This is a genomic window from Pseudomonas sp. E1MeOHC2, assembly GCF_058745025.1.
Genome location: NZ_CP196675.1, coordinates 3,922,531 through 3,942,095 on the forward strand (window position 1 = coordinate 3,922,531; position 19,565 = coordinate 3,942,095).

Below are 19,565 nucleotides of genomic sequence, written 5' to 3' on the forward strand. Positions count from 1 at the left end.
GTGGCGGCCTTTTTCCGAAGGGGCGTTTACTGTGTGGGAATTGGTCAAGTCCGGTGGTTGGATGATGCTGCCGATCATTCTGAGTTCCATCGTTGCCATGGCTATCGTCGTCGAGCGCCTGTGGACCCTGCGCGCCAGTCGCGTGACCCCGCCGCACCTGCTGGGCCAGGTGTGGATGTGGATCAAAGACAAGCAACTCACCAGTGACAAGCTCAAGGCGCTGCGCGCCGATTCGCCGCTGGGCGAAATCCTTGCTGCGGGCCTTGCCAACTCGCGCCATGGCCGCGAAATCATGAAAGAGTGCATCGAGGAGGCCGCCTCGCGCGTCATCCACGAACTGGAGCGCTACATCGGTACCCTCGGCACCATTGCCGCGATGGCACCGCTGCTGGGGCTGCTGGGCACCGTGCTGGGCATGATCGACATCTTCAGCGCCTTCATGGGGTCGCAGATGACCGCCAACGCCGCCGTGCTGGCCGGGGGTATCTCCAAGGCCCTGGTTACCACTGCGGCGGGTTTGATGATCGGTATTCCGGCGGTGTTCTTCCACCGTTTCCTGCTGCGCCGCATCGATGAGCTGGTGGTCGGCATGGAGCAGGAGGCGATCAAGCTGGTCGAAGTGATCCAGGGCGACCGCGAAGTCGAAGTGGCCGGAGGCAAGGCGTGAAGTTTCGGCGCAATCGCCAGCGGGAGAACGTCGACATCAACCTGGCGTCGCTGATCGACGTGGTGTTCGTCCTGCTGCTGTTTTTCGTGGTTACCACCACCTTCACCCGCGAGACGCAACTGCGCGTCGAACTGCCCGAAGCCGCCAGCGCCGAGCAGCCACCGGCCGATGAAGGCAAGCGGGTAGAAATCACCATCAGCGCCGAGGGCGTGTATTCGGTCAACAACAACCTGCTGCCCAAAAGCGACCTGGCCACCTTGAGCGAGGCCATCGAGCGTGTGTCGGAGGGCGATCACACATTACCGCTGGCAATCAGCGCCGATGGCAAAACCCCGCACCAGGCAGTGGTTACCGCGATGGATGCGGCCGGCAAGCTCGGTTTCAGCCAGCTGCGCATGACCACCGTCGAGGCGGCTCAGGGGACGCCTTGATGGCCTTCGCCGACCGCTTGCTCGCGGCCTGGTACACCGGGCATCCGGCTCTGGCGCTGCTGCGCCCCCTCGAAGCCCTTTACCGCCGTGTGGTGACGCGCAAGCGTGCGCGTTTTCTGAGTGGTGAAAGTGCCAGCTACCGTGCCCCGGTGCCGGTCATTGTGGTGGGCAACATCACCGTGGGTGGTACCGGCAAGACGCCGATGATCCTCTGGCTTATCGAACACTGTCGTAAACAGGGGATCAAGGTGGGTGTGGTCAGCCGTGGTTATGGCGCCCAGCCGGCGCAGTTGCCTTGGCGCGTCGAGGCCGATCAACGCGCCGACCAGGCCGGTGATGAGCCGCTGCTGATCGTCCAGCGCACGGGCGTACCGCTGATGATCGACCCCGACCGGTCCCGTGCCGTGCAAGGGCTATTGGCCAGCGAGCCGCTCGACCTCATTCTGTGCGATGACGGCATGCAGCACTACCGCCTGGCGCGTGACCTGGAGCTGGTGCTGATCGACGCCGCCCGTGGCCTTGGCAATGGCCGCTGCCTGCCGGCCGGGCCGCTGCGTGAGCCGGCCGAACGCCTGCAAGAGGCCGACGCCGTGCTGTTCAACGGTGCCAGCGCTGACATTGATGCAGGTTTTGCCTTTCGTCTGCAGCCCTCGGCGCTGGTCAACGTGCGCAGCGGCGAGCGGCGCGGCCTTGATCTTTTTCCAGCTGGCCAGCGTCTGCACGCGGTGGCGGGCATCGGTAACCCGCAACGTTTCTTCAATACCCTGCAAGGGCTAAACTGGCAGCCGGTGCCGCACCCGTTCGCCGACCACGCGCAATTCAGCGCCGAGCGCCTGTCGTTCACGCCACCGTTGCCGCTGGTGATGACCGAGAAGGATGCGGTCAAATGCCGTGCCTTCGCCGCCGACGATTGGTGGTACCTGGCCGTCGAGGCGCAGCCGTCGCCTGCGTTCAGCGCCTGGTTCGACAGCCAACTGCAACGCTTGCTGCCTGGGCACTGCAAGCCCTGAGCCCCTTTTCAATTTCCGGCCACCTGGCCTCAAGGAAGCTTCCATGGACACCAAACTGCTCGACATCCTGGCCTGCCCGATCACCAAAGGCCCGCTCAAGCTCAGCGCCGACAAGACCGAGCTGATCAGCAAGGGCGCGGGCCTGGCTTACCCGATCCGCGACGGCATCCCGGTGATGCTGGAAAGCGAGGCTCGTACCCTGACCGACGACGAGCGTCTGGACAAATGAGCCTGGACTACACCGTGGTGATCCCGGCCCGCCTGCGCTCCACGCGCCTGCCGGGCAAGCCGCTGTTGCAGATCGCCGGCAAGCCGATGGTCCAGCACGTGTGGGAACAAGCGCGTAAAAGTGCTGCCAGCCGTGTGGTCATCGCCACCGACGATGCCAGCATCGTCGAGGCCTGCCAGGCGTTTGGCGCCGAAGTGCTGCTGACCCGCGACGACCACGAGTCCGGTACCGATCGCCTGGCTGAAGTGGCTGCGCGTCTTGGGCTCCCTGCCGAGGCCATCGTGGTCAACGTGCAGGGCGACGAGCCGCTGATCCCGCCGGTGATCATCGACCAGGTGGCGGCCAACCTGGCGGCCCACCCGGAAGCCGGCATCGCCACCCTGGCCGAGCCGATTCACGAACCTCAGGCGGTGTTCAACCCTAATGCGGTCAAGGTCGTCAGCGACAAGAACGGCCTGGCCTTGAGCTTCAGCCGTGCGCCGCTGCCCTGGGCGCGTGATGCCTTCGCCAAGGGCCGCGAGCAGTTGCCGGAAGGCGTGCCGTACCGGCGTCACATCGGCATGTATGCCTACCGTGTGGGCTTTTTACAGGACTTCGTCGGTTGGGGCCCGTGCTGGCTTGAGCAGACCGAGGCGCTGGAGCAGTTGCGCGCCCTGTGGCATGGCGTACGCATCCATGTCGAAGACGCCATCGAGGCGCCCGCCGTGGGTGTCGATACCCCTGAAGACCTGGAGCGCGTACGGCGCTTGCTGGAGGCCTGATGCGCGTCCTGTTCGTTTGCCTGGGCAACATCTGCCGCTCGCCTACCGCCGAAGGCGTGTTGCGTCATCAATTGCAGGCCGCAGGGCTTGCCGAGCAGGTGCACGTGGCGTCTGCCGGTACCGGTGACTGGCACGTCGGCAAGGCGCCCGACAGCCGTACCTGCAAGGCGGCACTGGCGCGTGGGTATGACCTTTCGCAGCAGCGTGCCCAGCAGGTGAAGGTGGCGCACTTTGCCGAGTACGACCTGATTCTGGCCATGGATGAGAGCAACCTGAGCCACTTGCGTGCCATGCGCCCGCATTCGGCGTCGGGTGAGCTCGACCTGTTCCTGCGTCGCTATGAAGCGCCTCTGGATGAAGTGCCAGACCCGTACTACGGCGGTGCTGACGGTTTCGAGCAAGTGCTGGACCTGATCGAGGCGGCGTGCCAGGCGTTGGTCGTGGAAATCAAGGGGCGGTTATGACGGCGCGGTGGCACGAGCAGGTTTCGCTCAAGCCTTACAACACGTTTGGTATTGACGTTAAGGCACGGCATTTCAGCCAGGCGCATGATGATGGCGAGGTGCGTGAGGCGTTGGCCGAGGCGCAGCGACGGGGCCTGCCGGTGCTGGTCATTGGTGGTGGCAGCAACCTGCTGTTAACCGGTGATGTCGAAGCGCTGGTGCTGCACATGGCCAGCCGTGGCCGCCGCGTTGTCAGCGATGACGGTGATCGCGTCGTGGTCGAAGCCGAGGCGGGTGAGCCCTGGCCTGCGTTCGTGCAGTGGACGCTGGCGCAGGGGTACTGCGGGCTGGAAAACCTCAGCCTGATCCCGGGCACCGTGGGCGCTGCGCCGATGCAGAATGTGGGCGCCTATGGCGTCGAGATCAAGAACGTGTTCGCCGGTTTGACCGCGCTGGACCGCCAGACCGGCGAGCTGCGTGATTTTGGGCTGGACGAGTGCGCCTTTGGCTATCGCGACAGCCTGTTCAAGCGTAACCCTGGGCGTTGGTTGATCTTGCGCGTGCGCTTTGCGCTGAGCCATACGCTGCAAGCCCATCTGGATTATGGCCCGGTGCGCCAGCGGTTGATGGAGCAGGGCGTTGAGCACCCCAGTGCGCAGGCGATCAGCGATGCCATCTGCAGCATTCGCCGCGAGAAGTTGCCGGACCCGGCGGAGCTGGGCAATGCCGGCAGTTTTTTCAAGAACCCGGTGGTGCCTGCCGAGCTTGTCGAGGGTATTCGAGGGCGCTTCCCCGGTGTTGTGGCTTACCTTCAGGCCGATGGCCAGGTGAAGCTGGCGGCAGGGTGGTTGATCGAGCAGGCGGGCTGGAAAGGGTATCGCGATGGCGATGCGGGTGTGCACCGGTTGCAGTCGTTGGTGCTGGTCAATTATGGCCAGGCGAGCGGGGCGCAGTTGCATGACCTGGCGCGGCGTATCCAGGCGGATATCCGCGAACGGTTTGGGGTTGAGCTTGAGATGGAGCCTAACCTGTACTGACAGCACCAGGACGGCGCAAATCTTGGAGCAGCCTTGTGCTGCGAAGAGGCCCGTAATGGCTACAGAGATGCATTGCCGATAACACCGCCTTCGCAGCGCAAGGCTGCTGCTGCCGGAACCTGGTTGAAACTACGTTACAGCAAGCAAGAAAAAGCCCCGCCAGTTCGCACTGGCGGGGCTTTTTCATTCAGCCGTGCCTATCAACCGTGATGAGGCTTGTGCTCATCAGCGGTTTCCAAGGCAGTTTCCTGCGTCGATGCAGCTGCTTCCTGCGCGGCTTTGGCAGCAGCCTCGGCCTCACGCTTGCGGCGACGCACTTCACGTGGGTCGTTAGGTGCGCGGCCGTTGGCCAGCATGACAGTGGCGGCTTCGACCACTGCAGGTGCTTCGACCGGTGCAGGCTCGGCAGCAACTGGGGCGAGCTCGGCGACCACTTCCGGCTGGGCTTCGGCAACCGGAGCAGGTTGCTCGATTACCGATGCCTGCTCGACGAAGGCAGGGGCCTTCTCGACCTCACCGGCTTCGACCGCAGGTGCTTGCGCAGGGGCTTCGGCAACCACTGCCGGCTTAGCCGCAGGGGTTTCTTCGACTGCCGGCTGTGGCGCAACTTCTACCACAGGTTCAGCAGTAGCCTCGACCACCACTGGCTCGCTGACGGGTTGTTCGACCACTGGAGCAATGGCGACTTCCTCGGCTTGCGCAACGGCTTCGGCCTGATCGGCCGGCTTGGCGGCTTCGCTGTTGTCGGTTTCAGCGACTTCGGCGGTTGCGCGCTCGGCTTGCTGGTTGGCTTGCGCTTCGGCGTCGGCGCTGATGTTGCTGCTGGCGACAGCGGCTGTGACGGCAAGGCCCGCAGCCAATTCGGCACCCAGCTCGGTGGCCTGGTGCTGCTCTGGCTGCTCTTCGCTACCTTCGTCTTCGCTGCCTTCGATCAGCTCACCGTTGGCATTGCGCTGACGCTCGCGACGGTTGCTGCGACGACGCTGGCCGCGGGAACGGCGGCGCGGGCGCTCGCCATCTGCACCTTCCTGCTCGTCCTGCAACAGCTCGTCGTTCGGCAGTTGCTCTTCGGCAAGCTCAGCAGCCTGCTCGGCGGCTTCTTCGGTTGCACGTGGCTGGCGCTCTTCACGTGGTGGGCGTGGGGCACGCTCTTCACGTGGAGCACGCTCTTCGCGAGGGGTGCGTTCTTCACGCGGCGCACGTTCTTCACGTGGGGCGCGCTCTTCACGCGGTGCACGTTCTTCACGGGCTACACGCTCTTCACGCGGCTGGCGTTCTTCGCGTGGAGCTGGGGCTGGAGTGGCTTCCAGAGGCTCGCGCAGTTCACGTACCGGGCGTTCTTCACGGTTGCCGCGACGGTCTTCGCGTGGCTGGCGTGGTTGACGCTCTTCGCGAGGCGCGCGTTCTTCACGTGGGGCACGTTCTTCACGCGGGGCGCGTTCTTCGCGAGGCTGGCGCTCTTCGCGTGGGGCGCGCTCGGCACGCTCTTCGCGTGGCTTGCGCTCTTCATCGCGGCGGCCGTTGCGGTTGCGGCTCTGCTGGCGGCCGTTGCGACGCTCTTCGTTGCGCGGGGTGCGTTCAGCGGCTGGCTTTTCGGCCGTGACGGCCGGTGCAGCTACAGGCTCGTCCTTGCCGGCGAACAGGCTGACCAGCGACTTGACCAGGCCTTTGAACAGGCTCGGCTCCGGGGCGCTTGGTGCCGGGGCTACCGGCGCGGCTGGCTGCTGCGACTCTTCGACAGTGCTCGGCACTGGCGCGTTGGCGCGGGCAGGGGCAGTCTTGACCGCGGCTTCCTGGCGAACCAGGGTGCGTGTGGCGGTCTGCTGCGGCGCTTCTTCGGTCTCGGTCGCGGCGATTTCGTAGCTGGACTGGTTGTTCAGCACTTCCGGGTTGTCGTCGCGCAGGCGCTGGACTTCGAAGTGCGGGGTTTCCAGGTGATCGTTCGGCAGGATGATGATGCGTGCGCGAGTGCGCAGTTCGATCTTGGTGATCGAATTGCGTTTCTCGTTGAGCAGGAACGCGGCCACCGGGATCGGCACCTGGGCGCGCACTTCGGCGGTGCGGTCCTTCAGTGCTTCTTCTTCGATCAGGCGCAAAATGGCCAGCGACAGCGATTCGACGTCGCGGATGATGCCGGTGCCCGAGCAGCGTGGGCAGACGATGCCGCTGCTTTCGCCCAGCGATGGACGCAGGCGCTGACGGGACATTTCCAGCAGGCCGAAGCGCGAGATGCGGCCAACCTGAACGCGGGCACGGTCGGCTTCAAGGCACTCGCGCACACGCTCTTCAACGGCGCGCTGGTTCTTGGCCGGGGTCATGTCGATGAAGTCGATGACGATCAGGCCGCCGATATCGCGCAGACGCAGTTGGCGGGCGATTTCCTCGGCCGCTTCCAGGTTGGTCTGCAGGGCGGTTTCCTCGATGTCGCTGCCCTTGGTGGCGCGCGCCGAGTTGATGTCGATGGAGACCAGGGCCTCGGTCGGGTCAATCACGATCGAACCGCCGGACGGCAGGTCGACGACGCGCTGGAAGGCGGTCTCGATCTGGCTTTCGATCTGGAAGCGGTTGAACAGCGGTACGCTGTCTTCGTACAGCTTGACCTTGCTGGCGTACTGCGGCATCACCTGGCGGATGAAGGTCAGGGCTTCTTCCTGGGCGTCGATGCTGTCGATCAGCACTTCGCCGATGTCCTGGCGCAGGTAGTCGCGGATGGCGCGGATGATGACGTTGCTTTCCTGGTAGATCAGGAATGGCGCGGCGCGGTCAAGGGAGGCTTCCTTGATGGCGGTCCACAGCTGCAGCAGGTAGTCGAGGTCCCACTGCATCTCTTCGCTGCTGCGGCCAAGGCCGGCAGTGCGCACGATCAGGCCCATGTCGCCCGGCACGGTCAGGCCGTTCAGGGCTTCGCGCAGTTCGTTGCGCTCTTCGCCTTCGATGCGGCGGGAGATGCCGCCAGCACGTGGGTTGTTGGGCATCAGCACCAGGTAGCGACCGGCCAGGCTGATGAAGGTGGTGAGGGCGGCGCCTTTGTTGCCGCGCTCTTCCTTCTCGACCTGGACAATGACTTCCTGGCCTTCGCTGAGGACGTCCTTGATGTTGACGCGGCCTTCGGGGGACTTCTTGAAGTACTCGCGGGAGATTTCTTTCAGCGGCAAGAAGCCGTGACGTTCGGAGCCGAAGTCGACGAAGGCGGCTTCGAGGCTAGGTTCGATGCGGGTGATCTTGCCTTTGTAGATGTTGGCCTTTTTCTGCTCACGCGCGCCGGACTCGATGTCCAGGTCGTAGAGGCGTTGGCCATCCACCAGGGCTACACGCAACTCTTCGGGTTGAGTCGCGTTAATCAGCATTCTTTTCATGTTGTACCGTCGGTTTCCGGGCTGCCGGAAACGGCGTTCGGCACACACGACGTCTCATGGTCGGTGCCAAGGTGCGCAAAGGGTGGCGGGGCCACCCCCGTGTCGAGCGACGTTCGGCACCAGCCGGTTGCCCAGCCTGCCGTTGTCACGACGACGCGTCCTGTTTGCTGCGGTGCCTACCAGGCCTTTGTGGCTTTCGAATAGGTATCCGAATCAACCAAGCGGGCCAAGTGCACTCAGTCAGGAGGAGGAATCAACCTTCAGCCGTGGACGCCCGGAGGCATCTGTTTCAGGACCTTATCCGCTCGCCGGCCATGTCAGTGGGCCGGTGGCCGGACGCGGTGCTACACGGTCCGAGGGCTGTGCATCTCCACCCTGCACGTATCCCTGATAATTCGGGTGCTGCCGCGCGCTGAATCCGCAACGGGTTGCATTTTTCGCCAGCGCGGGTTCCGCGCTGGCGCCATTCATGTCCAAGGCAGGTATTTCCGGAGTATTCGCCGTGCGTTGCGTGGAAGCGACGAGGCGGGCAGAGGTGCAGCGAAAAGAATCGGGTAAGCAGGTGAAACACCGCACTTGTCGTTTTTTTTCGGTCTTCTCTACACAGCGCTGGTGGCGATTCCAGGCAATTCGGTAAACTGGCGAAAACCCCGTAGGACGGCCTCGCGTCCTGGAGAATTGCGAAGGTCAGGAACCGGCGAAGAGCCTGGTGCCGCTGGCCTGCCGCTTTTGGCGGCGTTCGCGACTATAGCAGCAATGATTAAGTGCTTCAATTCCATAAAAAATTGTTATGATCCCTTGATGACGACCAATACCCCTCCGACTTCCGGCGTTCAGCTGATCGAAGTCGCGCCGGAGCTTGCCGGCCAACGCATCGACAATTTCCTCATCACGGCCCTCAAGGGCGTGCCCAAGACGCTTGTCTACCGCATCCTGCGCAAGGGTGAAGTGCGGGTGAACAAGGGGCGGGTCAAGCCTGAATACAAGATTCAGGCCGGCGATATCGTACGGGTGCCGCCCGTCCGCTTGCCTGAGCGTGACGAGCCTGCGCCGGTGGCCCAAGGGCTGCTGCAGCGCCTTGAGGCGGCGATTGTCTACGAAGATAAAGCGCTGATCGTGATGAACAAGCCGTCCGGTATCGCCGTGCACGGCGGCAGTGGCCTGAGTTTCGGGGTGATCGAGGCGCTGCGCCAGCTGCGCCCGGACGCCAAGGAGCTTGAGCTGGTGCACCGCCTGGATCGCGACACCTCCGGCCTGCTGATGATCGCCAAGAAGCGCAGCATGTTGCGCCACCTGCATGCCGCACTGCGCGGCGATGGTGTCGACAAGCGCTACATGGCCCTGGTACGTGGCCATTGGCCGACCGCCAAGAAGCAAGTCAATGCGCCGTTGCTCAAGAGCAACCTGCGTTCCGGCGAGCGTATGGTCGAGGTCAACGACGAGGGCAAGGAAGCGCTGACCCTGTTCCGTGTGCTGCGTCGTTTTGGCGAGTTCGCCACCATTGTCGAGGCGCGCCCGATTACGGGTCGCACCCACCAGATCCGCGTCCACGCCTTGCATGCCGGGCACATGATCGCGGGCGACAGCAAGTACGGCGACGAAGATTTCAGCCGCGAAATCCGCGAGCTGGGTGGCAAGCGCCTGTTCCTGCATGCCTATGCCCTGACCGTGCCGCTGCCTGACGGTGGCGAGCTCAAGCTCGAGGCACCGGTGGATGAGGTGTGGGCGAAGACGGTAGAGCGTTTGAGTGCGTCCTGAGTGATGAAAAAACCTTATGAACTGCTGATCTTCGACTGGGATGGCACCTTGGCTGACTCCATTGGCCGCATCGTCGAGGCCATGAATGCTGCCGCCGAGCGTGCCGGTGAGGCGCCGAGTTGCGATGAGGCGGTCAAAGGCATCATCGGCCTGGCTCTGGGCGAGGCGATCCATACCCTGTACCCACACCTGGCAGCAGCAGAGCTAGAGCGCTTCCGTCAGCACTATGCCGAGATTTACATGGCCCTCGATCAGCAGCCCTCGCCGTTGTTCGAGGGTGTGGTCGAGTCGCTGGATGCCTTCCGTGCCGAGGGCTACCGCCTGGCGGTGGCCACCGGCAAGGCGCGTCGTGGCCTGGATCGTGTGCTTAAAGCCAATGGTTGGGAGCAGTTCTTCGATATCACGCGTGCCGCCGACGAGACCCGCGGCAAGCCGCACCCGCTCATGCTCGAGGAAATTCTCGGCCATTGCGGTGTCGAGCCAGGGCGCGCGCTGATGGTGGGCGATTCGGCGTTCGACCTGCAGATGGCCAGCAATGCGGGCATGCATTCGGTGGCTGTCGGCTATGGCGCGATGCCGCTGCAGGCGCTGGCCGAGTTCGGCCCGCAGGTGTGCATCGATCATTTTTCCCAGTTGCGCGAGTGGCTGGGCGGTTCCGCGTAATTACTTCCAAGGCAGGTGAGCATGGCAGACGAATGGAAAGCCCCTGAGTCCGAACCCGAGGAGCGCGAAGAGCGCAAAAGCTGGAAGCTGTTGGAGAAGACCCTGCTGGCGGGCGTTCAGGAGCAGCGCCGCGCGCGGCGCTGGGGGATTTTCTTCAAGCTGCTGACCTTCGTCTACCTGTTTGGCATGCTGGTGCTGTTCACGCCGCTGATGGACATGGACAAGGCTGCTTCGCGCAGTGCCAGCCATACGGCGTTGATCGAGGTGCGCGGTGTGATCGCCGATCAGGAGGCTGCCAGTGCCGACAATCTCGTCAAGAGCCTGCGTGAGGCGTTCAAGGATGCCAAGACCAAGGCGGTGGTGCTGCGGATCAACAGTCCGGGTGGCAGCCCGGTGCAGTCGGGTTACGTCTATGACGAGATTCGTCGGCTGCGGGCCGAGTACCCGGCTATCAAACTGTATGCGGTGATTACCGACCTTGGCGCTTCCGGTGCCTACTACATCGCCAGTGCGGCGGACGAGATCTATGCCGACAAGGCCAGCCTGGTTGGCTCCATTGGGGTGACGGCTGCGGGTTACGGGTTTGTCGGTTCGATGGAGAAGCTGGGGGTCGAGCGGCGCACCTATACCGCAGGTGAGCACAAGGCGTTCCTGGATCCGTTCTCGCCCGAGAAGCCCGAAGAGCGGGCGTTCTGGCAGGGTGTGTTGAATACAACGCACCAGCAGTTCATCGCCATGGTCAAGCAGGGGCGGGGTGAGCGGCTGAAGGACAAGGAACACCCAGAGCTGTTCAGTGGGCTGATCTGGACTGGCGAGCAGGCTAAGGCGCTTGGGCTGGTGGATGGTCTTGGCAGTGCCAGCTACGTGGCGCGGGAGATTGTCGGCGAGAAGGAGTTGGTAGATTTCACGGTTGAGGAATCGCCGTTTGATCGTTTCTCGAAGCGTTTGGGTGCCAGCGTGGCGGAGCATCTGGCCATGTATATGGGCTTTAAGGGGCCTTCGCTGCGTTAAGTGTTCGTCGCAGCAGTTTCGGTGTCTGTGAAATCGAGCGCCGCCCGCGCGGCGCTCGATCTCGCAGGCACCACAAATGCTGGGTCTGGCTCTAGCTCTAGGGTATCTCCACACCTTCCTTCATCAGCATATCCACCAGCCGTATCAGCGGCAGCCCGACCAGGCTGGTCGCATCGCACCCGTGCGTGCTTTGGAACAGGCTCACCCCCAACCCCTCCGCCTTGAAGCTCCCGGCGCAGTCCAGCGGCTGTTCTGCCGTTACATAGCGCTCGACCCGTTTACGGTCCAGTTCGCGCAGGGTGACGGTAAATGGCACGCAATCGACCTGGCAGTGCCCTGTGGCGCTGTTCAGCAGTGCCAGCCCGGTCAGGAAGGTCACCTGCTGCCCACTTGCCTCCAAAAGCTGTTCGCAGGCGCGGGCGAATGTGTGGGGCTTGCCCAGGATCTGCTCACCCAGCACGGCAACCTGATCGGAGCCGATAATCAGGTGCCCAGGATGGCTGCCTGCCAGTGCCTCGGCCTTTTGCCTGGCCAGGCGGCGCACCAGCTCCACGGCCGGCTCTTCATTCAGACGCTGCTCGTCTATATCGGGGCTTTCCCAGGTGAACGGCAAGCGCAGGCGGGCGAGCAGTTCGCGTCGATAAGGGGAGCTGGAAGCCAGTAATAAGGGAAGCATGGTAGACTCCTGGTCAGTTGAACCAATTCTAACATGCACGATGCCGCCGAATTTCCTTTGACAGGTGCGGGGGGCATCCCTAGAATGCTGCGCCTATGTTGAATGACCCGATTCCACCTCACGTTGACCCGCGCAAATTAGCCGATCGTGGCGTAACCCTTAACGGTTCGCTGCAACTCGCTGATTTGGAAAGACTCTGCGACCCGCTTTCCGACAATGTCGGTACGGTGCAGGCGAAGTTAAATTTTGAACGAGATGAACAGCACGTGGTGGTTATCCACAGCGAGCTTGACGTCGAGGTCAAGATGGTTTGCCAGCGTTGTCTTGAGCTGGTCACCCTGCCGATCCACAGCGAATGTACTTACGCCGTGGTGAAGGAGGGTGCGAATACCCAGTCGTTGCCGAAAGGCTATGACGTGCTGGAACTGGGCGAAGATCCATTGGATCTGCAGGCATTTATCGAGGAGGAGCTTCTGCTCGCCTTGCCTATTGTGCCTGCTCATCATCCGGAAGAATGCCAGCAGCCGGCGGGCGCAGACGAGCCCGATTCGAGCAAGGACGAGGTATCGCGGTCCAACCCGTTCAGTGTTTTGGCGCAGTTAAAGCGTGACCCAAACGTTTAGGAGTTAATCAATTATGGCTGTTCAGCAGAACAAAAAATCCCGCTCTGCCCGTGACATGCGCCGTTCGCACGACGCCCTGTCGGAAAACGCGCTGTCGGTAGAGAAAACCACCGGTGAAATTCACCTGCGCCACCACGTATCGCCTGAAGGCGTATACCGTGGTCGCAAAGTGGTCGACAAGGGCGCTGACGAGTAATCCTTGTCCGCTCAGATCATCGCGATCGACGCAATGGGCGGGGACTTCGGTCCCCGCAGCATTGTCCAGGCTAGCATTGCCTGCCTTTCGGCTACACCCTCGCTGCACCTGACCCTCGTCGGTCAACCCTCCCTCCTTGAAGATCTCGTCAGCGGCCTTGCAGCTGCGGATCGCGCGCGCCTGCAGATTGTCGCGGCCAGCGAGGTGATCGGCATGGACGAGCGGCCATCCCAGGCGTTGCGTGGCAAGCCCGACTCGTCGATGCGCATCGCCCTCGAATTAGTGCGTGACGGCAAGGCCCAGGCCTGCGTGAGTGCCGGCAATACCGGGGCGCTGATGGCGTTGTCGCGTTTCGTGCTCAAGACCCTGCCAGGTATCGATCGGCCGGCCATGGTGGCGGCGATCCCGACCCAGGCGGGGTATTGCCAGTTGCTCGACCTGGGCGCCAATGTCGATTGCAGTGCAGAGAACCTGTACCAGTTCGCCGTGATGGGCTCGGTGGCGGCCCAGGCCTTGGGTGTTCATCGGCCGCGTGTGGCGCTGCTGAACATCGGCACCGAAGACATCAAGGGCAATCAGCAGGTCAAGCTGGCGGCCACGCTGCTGCAGAACGCGCGCGGCTTGAACTATGTCGGTTTCGTCGAAGGCGATGGCCTGTACCGGGGCGAGGCCGACGTGGTGGTGTGCGACGGTTTCGTCGGCAATATCCTGCTCAAGTCCAGCGAAGGCCTGGCGACGATGATCGCTGCGCGGATCGAGAAGCTGTTCAAGGGCGGTGTGTTGTCGCGGGCCGCCGGGGCTTTGGCCATGCCATTGCTCAAGCGCCTGCAGGCCGACCTGGCGCCAGCGCGTCACAACGGTGCGAGTTTCCTGGGGTTGCAGGGGATCGTCATCAAGAGCCATGGTTCGGCAGGGGTGCAGGGTTTTCAGAGTGCGATTCAGCGAGCGCTGATCGAAATTCAGGAAAACCTGCCGCAGCGGCTGCATGGTCGCCTTGAAGACCTGTTGCCTTAGGCATTTTGCCGATGAAGTGCTTAAATGTGACCGCTTGGTCCGCGTCTTCATCCAAGTTTTCAGATTCCGCGTCAGGCTAATGCCTGGCGCACCCTATCCGACGACAAGATCATAAGGGCTTGTTCAATGTCTGCATCCCTCGCATTCGTCTTTCCCGGTCAAGGTTCCCAGTCGCTGGGTATGCTCAAAGAACTGGGCGCCGAGAAGCCGGTGATCGTCGAGACCTTCAAGGAAGCTTCCGACGCTTTGGGCTACGACCTGTGGAAGCTGGTCCAGGAAGGTCCGGAAGAGCAACTGAACCAAACCGACAAGACTCAGCCGGCAATCCTTACCGCCTCAATCGCCCTGTGGCGCCTGTGGTTGGAAGAGGGCGGCGCGCAGCCGGCCTTTGTTTCCGGCCACAGCCTGGGTGAATACAGCGCTCTGGTTGCCGCTGGCAGCCTGTCGCTCAAAGATGCAGTGAAGCTGGTCAAGCGCCGTGGCGAACTGATGCAGGAGGCCGTGCCTGCCGGTCACGGAGCCATGGCCGCGATTCTCGGCCTGGACGACGCCGTGGTGGTCGATATCTGTGCTAAGGCCGCCGAAGATGAAGTGGTCAGCGCGGTGAACTTCAACTCGCCAGGCCAGGTCGTGATCGCTGGCAACAAGGCTGCCGTGGACCGTGCCATGGCGCTGTGCAAAGAGGCCGGTGCCAAGCGCGCCCTGCCGTTGGCGGTCAGTGTGCCATCGCACTGCGCCTTGATGAAGCCTGCCGCCGAGCGCTTCGCTGAATCGGTCAATGCCATTGAATGGAAGGCCCCGCAGATCCCGGTGGTGCAGAACGTCACCGCCGCCGTCGCCGCCGACCTCGATGCGCTCAAGCACGACCTGCTGGCGCAGTTGTACCAGCCCGTACGCTGGGTTGAATGCGTGCAGGCCCTGGCGGCGAACGGCGCGGTCAATCTCGTCGAGTGCGGCCCGGGCAAAGTCCTTGCCGGCCTCAACAAGCGTTGCGCCGACGGCGTGACCACTTACAACCTCAATACCCCTGACGCCGTCGCCGCCACCCGCGCGGCGCTGGCCTGAATTGGAGAAGCTTGCATGAGCCTGCAAGGTAAAGTTGCACTGGTCACCGGCGCCAGCCGTGGCATCGGCCAGGCCATTGCCCTCGAGCTGGGCCGCCAGGGCGCGACCGTGATCGGCACCGCCACTTCGGCCTCTGGCGCCGAGCGCATTGCCGCCACCCTGAAAGAGCACGGCATCACCGGTACCGGCATGGAGTTGAACGTGACCAGCGCCGAGTCCGTGGAAGCGGTGCTGGGCGCCATTGGCGCGCAGTTCGGTGCGCCGACCATTCTGGTCAACAACGCCGGCATTACTCGCGACAACCTTATGCTGCGCATGAAGGACGACGAGTGGTTCGACGTGATCGACACCAACCTGAACAGCCTCTACCGTCTGTCCAAGGGCGTGCTGCGTGGCATGACCAAGGCGCGTTGGGGTCGTATCATCAGCATCGGCTCGGTCGTCGGTGCCATGGGCAACGCCGGTCAAGCCAACTACGCGGCCGCCAAGGCCGGCCTGGAAGGCTTCAGCCGCGCGCTGGCGCGTGAAGTGGGCTCGCGTGGCATCACCGTCAACTCGGTGACCCCGGGCTTCATCGACACCGACATGACCCGTGAGCTGCCAGAAGCGCAGCGTGAAGCCTTGCAGACCCAGATTCCGCTGGGCCGCCTGGGCCAGGCCGAGGAAATCGCCAAGGTGGTTTCCTTCCTGGCGTCCGACGGCGCAGCCTATGTAACCGGCGCTACCGTGCCGGTCAACGGCGGGATGTACATGTAACACTGCAACTCAATGTGACGGATTTCGTAAAAAAAGAGTCATACTGCGAGCCTAAAATCCGTTATAAAGCTGCATCCAGATTCCAGGCAGAGGGTCGGGTGACTAATCCGAAGGTGCGTTTAGCTTGAAAAGCGAACGTCTTTCTATAAAATTGGTCACCGGCCAGCTGCCTGACATATGTCCATTAGGAGTGAAAACTAGGTATGAGCACCATCGAAGAACGCGTCAAGAAAATCGTCGCCGAGCAACTGGGCGTCAAGGAAGAGGAAGTGACCAACGAGAAGTCCTTCGTCGATGACCTGGGTGCCGATTCGCTTGACACCGTTGAGCTGGTGATGGCTCTGGAAGAGGAATTCGAAACCGAAATCCCTGACGAAGAAGCCGAGAAGATCACTACCGTTCAAGCCGCTATCGACTACGTCAACAGCCACAAGGCCTAAGACGTTTTCGTCGACGCTACTTGTCGGGAAAAACCGCACTGCCTTTGCTGGCGTGCGGTTTTTTCTTTGCGAGCCCCCCTTGGCTCAAGGGTATCGTTCACCGCGCACCGAGAGCCTGTTGTCATTTCATTCCATCGTATGAATGCAATGCCAAGAGACTCTGTTATTAGAAAAGGAGAGTACTGTGTCGCGTAGACGCGTCGTGGTCACCGGTATGGGTATGCTGTCGCCGCTGGGTACCGATGTACCGAGCACCTGGCAGGGCATTCTGGCTGGCCGCAGTGGCATCGGTCCGATCGAACATACGGATCTGTCTGCCTACTCCACCCGTTTCGGCGGCTCGGTGAAAGGCTTTGAGGTTGAGCAGTACCTGTCGGCCAAAGAGGCCCGCAAGCTTGACCTGTTCATCCAGTACGGCCTGGCGGCCGGTTTCCAGGCGGTGCGTAATGCAGGCCTTGAAGTCACCGACGCCAACCGTGAGCGTATTGGCGTGGCCATGGGCTCGGGTATCGGCGGCCTGACCAACATCGAAGAAACCAGCCGGACCTTGCATGAGCAAGGCCCGCGGCGTATTTCGCCGTTCTTCGTGCCAGGTTCGATCATCAACATGATCTCCGGCTTCCTGTCGATTCACCTGGGGCTGCAGGGGCCGAATTACGCCATTGCCACCGCCTGCACCACCGGCACCCACTGCATCGGCATGGCCGCGCGCAACATCGCTTACGGTGAAGCCGACGTGATGATCGCCGGTGGCGCCGAGATGGCCGCCTGCGGCCTGGGCATGGGGGGCTTCGGTGCTTCGCGCGCGCTGTCGACGCGCAACGACGAGCCAAGCCGTGCCAGCCGACCATGGGACAAGGGCCGTGACGGCTTTGTGCTGTCCGACGGTGCCGGTGCCCTGGTGCTCGAAGAGCTCGAGCACGCTAAGGCCCGTGGCGCGACCATCTATGCCGAACTGGTCGGTTTCGGCATGAGCGGCGACGCCTACCACATGACTTCTCCACCCGATTCCGGCGAAGGCGCTGCCCGCTGCATGGCCAATGCCCTGCGCGATGCTGGCGTCCAGCCAGAGGAAGTCAGCTACATCAACGCCCACGGCACCTCGACCCCAGCGGGCGATATCGCCGAAGTGGCCGCGATCAAGCGCGTGTTCGGTGATCATGCTTACAAGCTGGCGGTCAGTTCGACCAAGTCGATGACCGGCCACCTGCTGGGTGCAGCGGGCGCGGTGGAAGCGATCTTCAGCGTGCTGGCGATCAACAGCCAGATGGCGCCCCCGACCATCAACCTGGATGAGCCGGACGAAGGGTGTGACCTGGACTTCGTGCCGCACCAGGCGCGCAGCATGCCGATCGACGTAGTGCTGTCCAACTCGTTCGGCTTTGGTGGCACCAACGGCTCGCTGGTGTTCCGCCGGTTCGCCGGTTGATGCACAGCTGGATCGACGGCCAGCCGGCGGATGCAGTCAACCTGCAAAACCGCGGCCTGGCCTACGGCGATGGTCTGTTCGAGACCATTGCCGTGCGAGGTGGCCGCCCCAGTTTGCTGGGCGGCCACCTCGCACGCCTGGCGCTGGGTTGCCAGCGCCTGGCAATCGATGCCGACCTGGCGCTGATTGAAGATGAAATCCGGCGTTATGCCTGCCAGTTGGGTGATGGTGTCGCCAAATTCATCCTGACCCGTGGCGACAGCCAGCGCGGCTATGCCCCGGTCGCGGGTGTTGCGCCACGGCGTATCCTTCAGGGCAGCCCGCTGCCCAGCTATCCTGTCGAACATGCTGAACTCGGCGTACGATTGTTCCCTTGCCAGACCCGGCTTGGGGAACAACCGCTGCTGGCCGGGCTCAAACACCTCAATCGCCTGGAGCAGGTGCTGGCGCGTGCCGAATGGCAGGACAGCGAACATGCCGAAGGCCTGATGCGTGATGGGCAGGGCAGGGTGGTCGAAGGGGTGTACAGCAATCTGTTCCTGGTGCGTGACGGTGTGCTGCTGACCGCAGAGCTCAGCCGCTGCGGCGTGGCAGGCGTGATGCGCGCCGCGTTGCTGCAGCAGGCCCAGGCACTGGCTATCCCGGTGCAGGTCCGTGACCTGACGTTCGACGAACTGCACCAGGCGGATGAAGTATTCGTTTGCAACAGTGTCTATGGTGTCTGGCCGGTGCGGGGTTTTGCCGCGCTGAACTGGTCGCCGGGCCCACTCACCCGTAAACTGCAGGCCGTTGCCCGTACGTTACTGGATACCTGAATTCGTGAGACGCAAATTCCTGCTGCTGCTGGAAATGGGGTTGATTCTGGCTGGGCTGGCATTGGGCTGGTCGGCCTGGAAGGTCAACTCGGTCCTGGAGCAGCCCTTGCACGTGACGCAGGAGCGCCTGCTCGACGTGCCCAATGGCACCAACCCTAACCGCATGTTCTACCGCATGCAGCATGAGGGGCTGCTCGATGACGCCTTCTGGTTGCGGCTTTACTGGCGCTTCAACATGGCCGGCACACCCCTGCATACAGGTGAGTACCGCCTGACCCCCGGCATGACGGTCGAGCAACTGTTCGACGCGTGGCGCCGCGCCGATGTGGTGCAGTACAACCTGACCTTGGTCGAAGGCTGGAACTTCCGCCAAGTGCGTTCGGCGGTCGCCAGGCACGAGAAGATCAAGCACACGCTTGACGGCCTGAGCGACGCCGAGGTCATGGACAAGCTTGGCCACACCGGGGTGTTCCCTGAGGGGCGCTTCTTCCCGGACACCTATCGCTTCGTGCGCGGCATGAGCGATATCGAGTTGTTGCAGCAGGCCTACCAACGCCTGGACGAAGTGCTGGCCAAGGAGTGGTCGGAGCGCACCACCGACCTGCCTTATCGCGACCCCTACCAGGCGCTGATCATGGCCTCGCTGGTCGAGAAAGAAACCGGCATCCCTCAGGAACGCGGGCAGATTGCCGGCGTGTTCGTGCGGCGCTTGCGCTTGGGCATGATGTTGCAGACCGACCCGACGGTGATCTATGGCATGGGCGAGCGCTACAACGGCAGAATCACCCGTGCCGACCTGCGTGAGCCAACGCCCTATAACACTTACACCATAACCGGCCTGCCGCCGACGCCGATTGCCATGGTCGGCCGCGAAGCGATTCACGCCGCGCTCAATCCGTCCGATGGCACCAGCCTGTATTTCGTCGCGCGCGGCGATGGCAGCCATGTGTTCTCCGACGACCTGGATGATCACAACTCGGCTGTGCGCGAGTTCCAGCTCAAGCGGCGGGCGGATTACCGCTCCAGCCCGGCACCGCAGGCCCAACCGGCTGCGAGCGAAGCGGTGGAGCCCGATGCGTCCGAGGCGCAGCAGCCGGCTGAGCAGCCAGAGCCAGACGAGGCGTCGGCTCCGGCCAGTGACCCTGCGCCGGCCGATGCGCCGACGCCCGACGAACAACATTAAGG

Annotated in this window: 21 protein-coding genes; 19 read left to right on the plus strand and 2 right to left on the minus strand. The window is 62.9% G+C overall.

The genetic code is table 11. The features are described 5' to 3' along the window. The first annotated feature begins 31 nt into the window (after positions 1 to 31). From ACSSU5_RS17780 to murB, 7 genes are read left to right on the plus strand one after another with little or no spacing between them, the layout of a single operon-like run. Entirely contained in the window at positions 32 to 667 is a 636-nt protein-coding gene (locus ACSSU5_RS17780; protein ID WP_264309733.1) for a MotA/TolQ/ExbB proton channel family protein, read from the plus strand. Next, the gene (locus ACSSU5_RS17785; RefSeq protein ID WP_492559405.1) at positions 664 to 1,098 is read left to right on the plus strand and encodes an ExbD/TolR family protein; all 435 of its coding nucleotides are present in this window, start codon (positions 664 to 666) and stop codon (positions 1,096 to 1,098) included. Before ACSSU5_RS17780 ends, ACSSU5_RS17785 begins: the two co-directional genes overlap by 4 nt. Beyond that, positions 1,098 to 2,108, plus strand: a complete 1,011-nt coding sequence (gene lpxK, locus ACSSU5_RS17790) for a tetraacyldisaccharide 4'-kinase (RefSeq protein WP_492559406.1) — start codon at positions 1,098 to 1,100, stop codon at positions 2,106 to 2,108. The genes ACSSU5_RS17785 and lpxK overlap by 1 nt, the downstream gene beginning before the upstream one ends. Before the next feature lie 43 nt (positions 2,109 to 2,151). Beyond that, positions 2,152 to 2,337 carry a Trm112 family protein gene (locus tag ACSSU5_RS17795; protein WP_003247142.1) on the plus strand — a complete coding sequence of 62 codons (186 nt, stop codon included), beginning with the start codon at positions 2,152 to 2,154 and terminating at the stop codon, positions 2,335 to 2,337. Continuing rightward, complete coding sequence (gene kdsB / locus ACSSU5_RS17800) at positions 2,334 to 3,098, plus strand: 3-deoxy-manno-octulosonate cytidylyltransferase (protein WP_492559407.1); 765 nt, start codon at positions 2,334 to 2,336, stop codon at positions 3,096 to 3,098. Before ACSSU5_RS17795 ends, kdsB begins: the two co-directional genes overlap by 4 nt. Further along, positions 3,098 to 3,562, plus strand: a complete 465-nt coding sequence (locus ACSSU5_RS17805) for a low molecular weight protein-tyrosine-phosphatase (protein ID WP_492559408.1) — start codon at positions 3,098 to 3,100, stop codon at positions 3,560 to 3,562. The genes kdsB and ACSSU5_RS17805 overlap by 1 nt, the downstream gene beginning before the upstream one ends. Beyond that, entirely contained in the window at positions 3,559 to 4,578 is a 1,020-nt protein-coding gene (gene murB / locus ACSSU5_RS17810; RefSeq protein WP_264309728.1) for a UDP-N-acetylmuramate dehydrogenase, read from the plus strand. Before ACSSU5_RS17805 ends, murB begins: the two co-directional genes overlap by 4 nt. A 200-nt stretch (positions 4,579 to 4,778) precedes the next feature. Here the strand turns inward: murB and rne are convergent, their stop codons facing one another. Next, a complete protein-coding gene (gene rne, locus ACSSU5_RS17815) occupies positions 4,779 to 7,934 on the minus strand; it encodes a ribonuclease E (protein ID WP_492559409.1) in 3,156 nt (1,051 codons plus the stop codon). Positions 7,935 to 8,735: 801 nt separating this feature from the next. On the opposite strand from rne, the gene rluC reads away from it, so the two are divergent. The 3 genes from rluC to sppA are packed head-to-tail and all read left to right on the plus strand — an operon-like array spanning position 8,736 to position 11,366. After that, positions 8,736 to 9,692: a 23S rRNA pseudouridine(955/2504/2580) synthase RluC gene (rluC, locus tag ACSSU5_RS17820; protein WP_401073497.1), complete on the plus strand. Its 957-nt coding sequence runs from the start codon at positions 8,736 to 8,738 to the stop codon at positions 9,690 to 9,692. Between the two features lie 3 nt (positions 9,693 to 9,695). Further along, entirely contained in the window at positions 9,696 to 10,355 is a 660-nt protein-coding gene (locus tag ACSSU5_RS17825) for an HAD family hydrolase (RefSeq protein WP_492559410.1), read from the plus strand. Positions 10,356 to 10,376: 21 nt separating this feature from the next. Next, entirely contained in the window at positions 10,377 to 11,366 is a 990-nt protein-coding gene (gene sppA, locus ACSSU5_RS17830) for a signal peptide peptidase SppA (protein WP_264309724.1), read from the plus strand. Positions 11,367 to 11,463: 97 nt separating this feature from the next. Here the strand turns inward: sppA and ACSSU5_RS17835 are convergent, their stop codons facing one another. Further along, positions 11,464 to 12,042, minus strand: a complete 579-nt coding sequence (locus ACSSU5_RS17835; RefSeq protein ID WP_264309723.1) for a Maf family protein — start codon at positions 12,040 to 12,042, stop codon at positions 11,464 to 11,466. A 95-nt stretch (positions 12,043 to 12,137) separates the two neighbouring features. On the opposite strand from ACSSU5_RS17835, the gene ACSSU5_RS17840 reads away from it, so the two are divergent. The 9 genes from ACSSU5_RS17840 to mltG all read left to right on the plus strand — a co-directional run bounded on the left by ACSSU5_RS17840 (position 12,138) and on the right by mltG (position 19,563). Beyond that, complete coding sequence (locus ACSSU5_RS17840) at positions 12,138 to 12,665, plus strand: YceD family protein (RefSeq protein ID WP_077068576.1); 528 nt, start codon at positions 12,138 to 12,140, stop codon at positions 12,663 to 12,665. Positions 12,666 to 12,678: 13 nt separating this feature from the next. Next, complete coding sequence (gene rpmF, locus ACSSU5_RS17845; protein ID WP_264309722.1) at positions 12,679 to 12,861, plus strand: 50S ribosomal protein L32; 183 nt, start codon at positions 12,679 to 12,681, stop codon at positions 12,859 to 12,861. 3 nt (positions 12,862 to 12,864) lie between these two features. Beyond that, positions 12,865 to 13,875, plus strand: coding sequence for a phosphate acyltransferase PlsX (plsX, locus tag ACSSU5_RS17850; RefSeq protein ID WP_264309721.1), 1,011 nt, complete (start codon positions 12,865 to 12,867; stop codon positions 13,873 to 13,875). Positions 13,876 to 14,001: 126 nt separating this feature from the next. Next, positions 14,002 to 14,940, plus strand: a complete 939-nt coding sequence (gene fabD, locus ACSSU5_RS17855) for an ACP S-malonyltransferase (RefSeq protein WP_264309720.1) — start codon at positions 14,002 to 14,004, stop codon at positions 14,938 to 14,940. Positions 14,941 to 14,955: 15 nt separating this feature from the next. After that, entirely contained in the window at positions 14,956 to 15,696 is a 741-nt protein-coding gene (gene fabG / locus ACSSU5_RS17860) for a 3-oxoacyl-ACP reductase FabG (protein WP_264309719.1), read from the plus strand. Between the two features lie 203 nt (positions 15,697 to 15,899). Beyond that, entirely contained in the window at positions 15,900 to 16,136 is a 237-nt protein-coding gene (gene acpP / locus ACSSU5_RS17865; protein WP_008096410.1) for an acyl carrier protein, read from the plus strand. Between the two features lie 184 nt (positions 16,137 to 16,320). Then, positions 16,321 to 17,565, plus strand: coding sequence for a beta-ketoacyl-ACP synthase II (fabF, locus tag ACSSU5_RS17870; RefSeq protein WP_264309718.1), 1,245 nt, complete (start codon positions 16,321 to 16,323; stop codon positions 17,563 to 17,565). Then, positions 17,565 to 18,380: an aminodeoxychorismate lyase gene (gene pabC, locus ACSSU5_RS17875; RefSeq protein WP_492559411.1), complete on the plus strand. Its 816-nt coding sequence runs from the start codon at positions 17,565 to 17,567 to the stop codon at positions 18,378 to 18,380. Before fabF ends, pabC begins: the two co-directional genes overlap by 1 nt. Positions 18,381 to 18,384: 4 nt before the next feature. Then, positions 18,385 to 19,563 (plus strand): endolytic transglycosylase MltG, encoded by a 1,179-nt coding sequence (gene mltG / locus ACSSU5_RS17880; RefSeq protein ID WP_492559412.1) that lies wholly within the window; start codon positions 18,385 to 18,387, stop codon positions 19,561 to 19,563. Positions 19,564 to 19,565 lie beyond the last annotated feature (2 nt).

What these genes read in the sequence shown, in the direction of transcription:
- rluC (WP_401073497.1), top strand. Translation starts at nt 8,736, where the DNA reads ATGACGACCAATACCCCTCCGACTTCCGGCGTTCAGCTGATCGAAGTC.
- rpmF (WP_264309722.1), top strand. Translation starts at nt 12,679, where the DNA reads ATGGCTGTTCAGCAGAACAAAAAATCCCGCTCTGCCCGTGACATGCGC.
- ACSSU5_RS17795 (WP_003247142.1), top strand. Translation starts at nt 2,152, where the DNA reads ATGGACACCAAACTGCTCGACATCCTGGCCTGCCCGATCACCAAAGGC.
- murB (WP_264309728.1), top strand. Translation starts at nt 3,559, where the DNA reads ATGACGGCGCGGTGGCACGAGCAGGTTTCGCTCAAGCCTTACAACACG.
- ACSSU5_RS17840 (WP_077068576.1), top strand. Translation starts at nt 12,138, where the DNA reads ATGTTGAATGACCCGATTCCACCTCACGTTGACCCGCGCAAATTAGCC.
- lpxK (WP_492559406.1), top strand. Translation starts at nt 1,098, where the DNA reads ATGGCCTTCGCCGACCGCTTGCTCGCGGCCTGGTACACCGGGCATCCG.
- rne (WP_492559409.1), bottom strand. Translation starts at nt 7,934, where the DNA reads ATGAAAAGAATGCTGATTAACGCGACTCAACCCGAAGAGTTGCGTGTA.
- kdsB (WP_492559407.1), top strand. Translation starts at nt 2,334, where the DNA reads ATGAGCCTGGACTACACCGTGGTGATCCCGGCCCGCCTGCGCTCCACG.
- fabD (WP_264309720.1), top strand. Translation starts at nt 14,002, where the DNA reads ATGTCTGCATCCCTCGCATTCGTCTTTCCCGGTCAAGGTTCCCAGTCG.
- ACSSU5_RS17835 (WP_264309723.1), bottom strand. Translation starts at nt 12,042, where the DNA reads ATGCTTCCCTTATTACTGGCTTCCAGCTCCCCTTATCGACGCGAACTG.
- ACSSU5_RS17805 (WP_492559408.1), top strand. Translation starts at nt 3,098, where the DNA reads ATGCGCGTCCTGTTCGTTTGCCTGGGCAACATCTGCCGCTCGCCTACC.
- fabG (WP_264309719.1), top strand. Translation starts at nt 14,956, where the DNA reads ATGAGCCTGCAAGGTAAAGTTGCACTGGTCACCGGCGCCAGCCGTGGC.
- pabC (WP_492559411.1), top strand. Translation starts at nt 17,565, where the DNA reads ATGCACAGCTGGATCGACGGCCAGCCGGCGGATGCAGTCAACCTGCAA.
- acpP (WP_008096410.1), top strand. Translation starts at nt 15,900, where the DNA reads ATGAGCACCATCGAAGAACGCGTCAAGAAAATCGTCGCCGAGCAACTG.
- sppA (WP_264309724.1), top strand. Translation starts at nt 10,377, where the DNA reads ATGGCAGACGAATGGAAAGCCCCTGAGTCCGAACCCGAGGAGCGCGAA.
- ACSSU5_RS17825 (WP_492559410.1), top strand. Translation starts at nt 9,696, where the DNA reads ATGAAAAAACCTTATGAACTGCTGATCTTCGACTGGGATGGCACCTTG.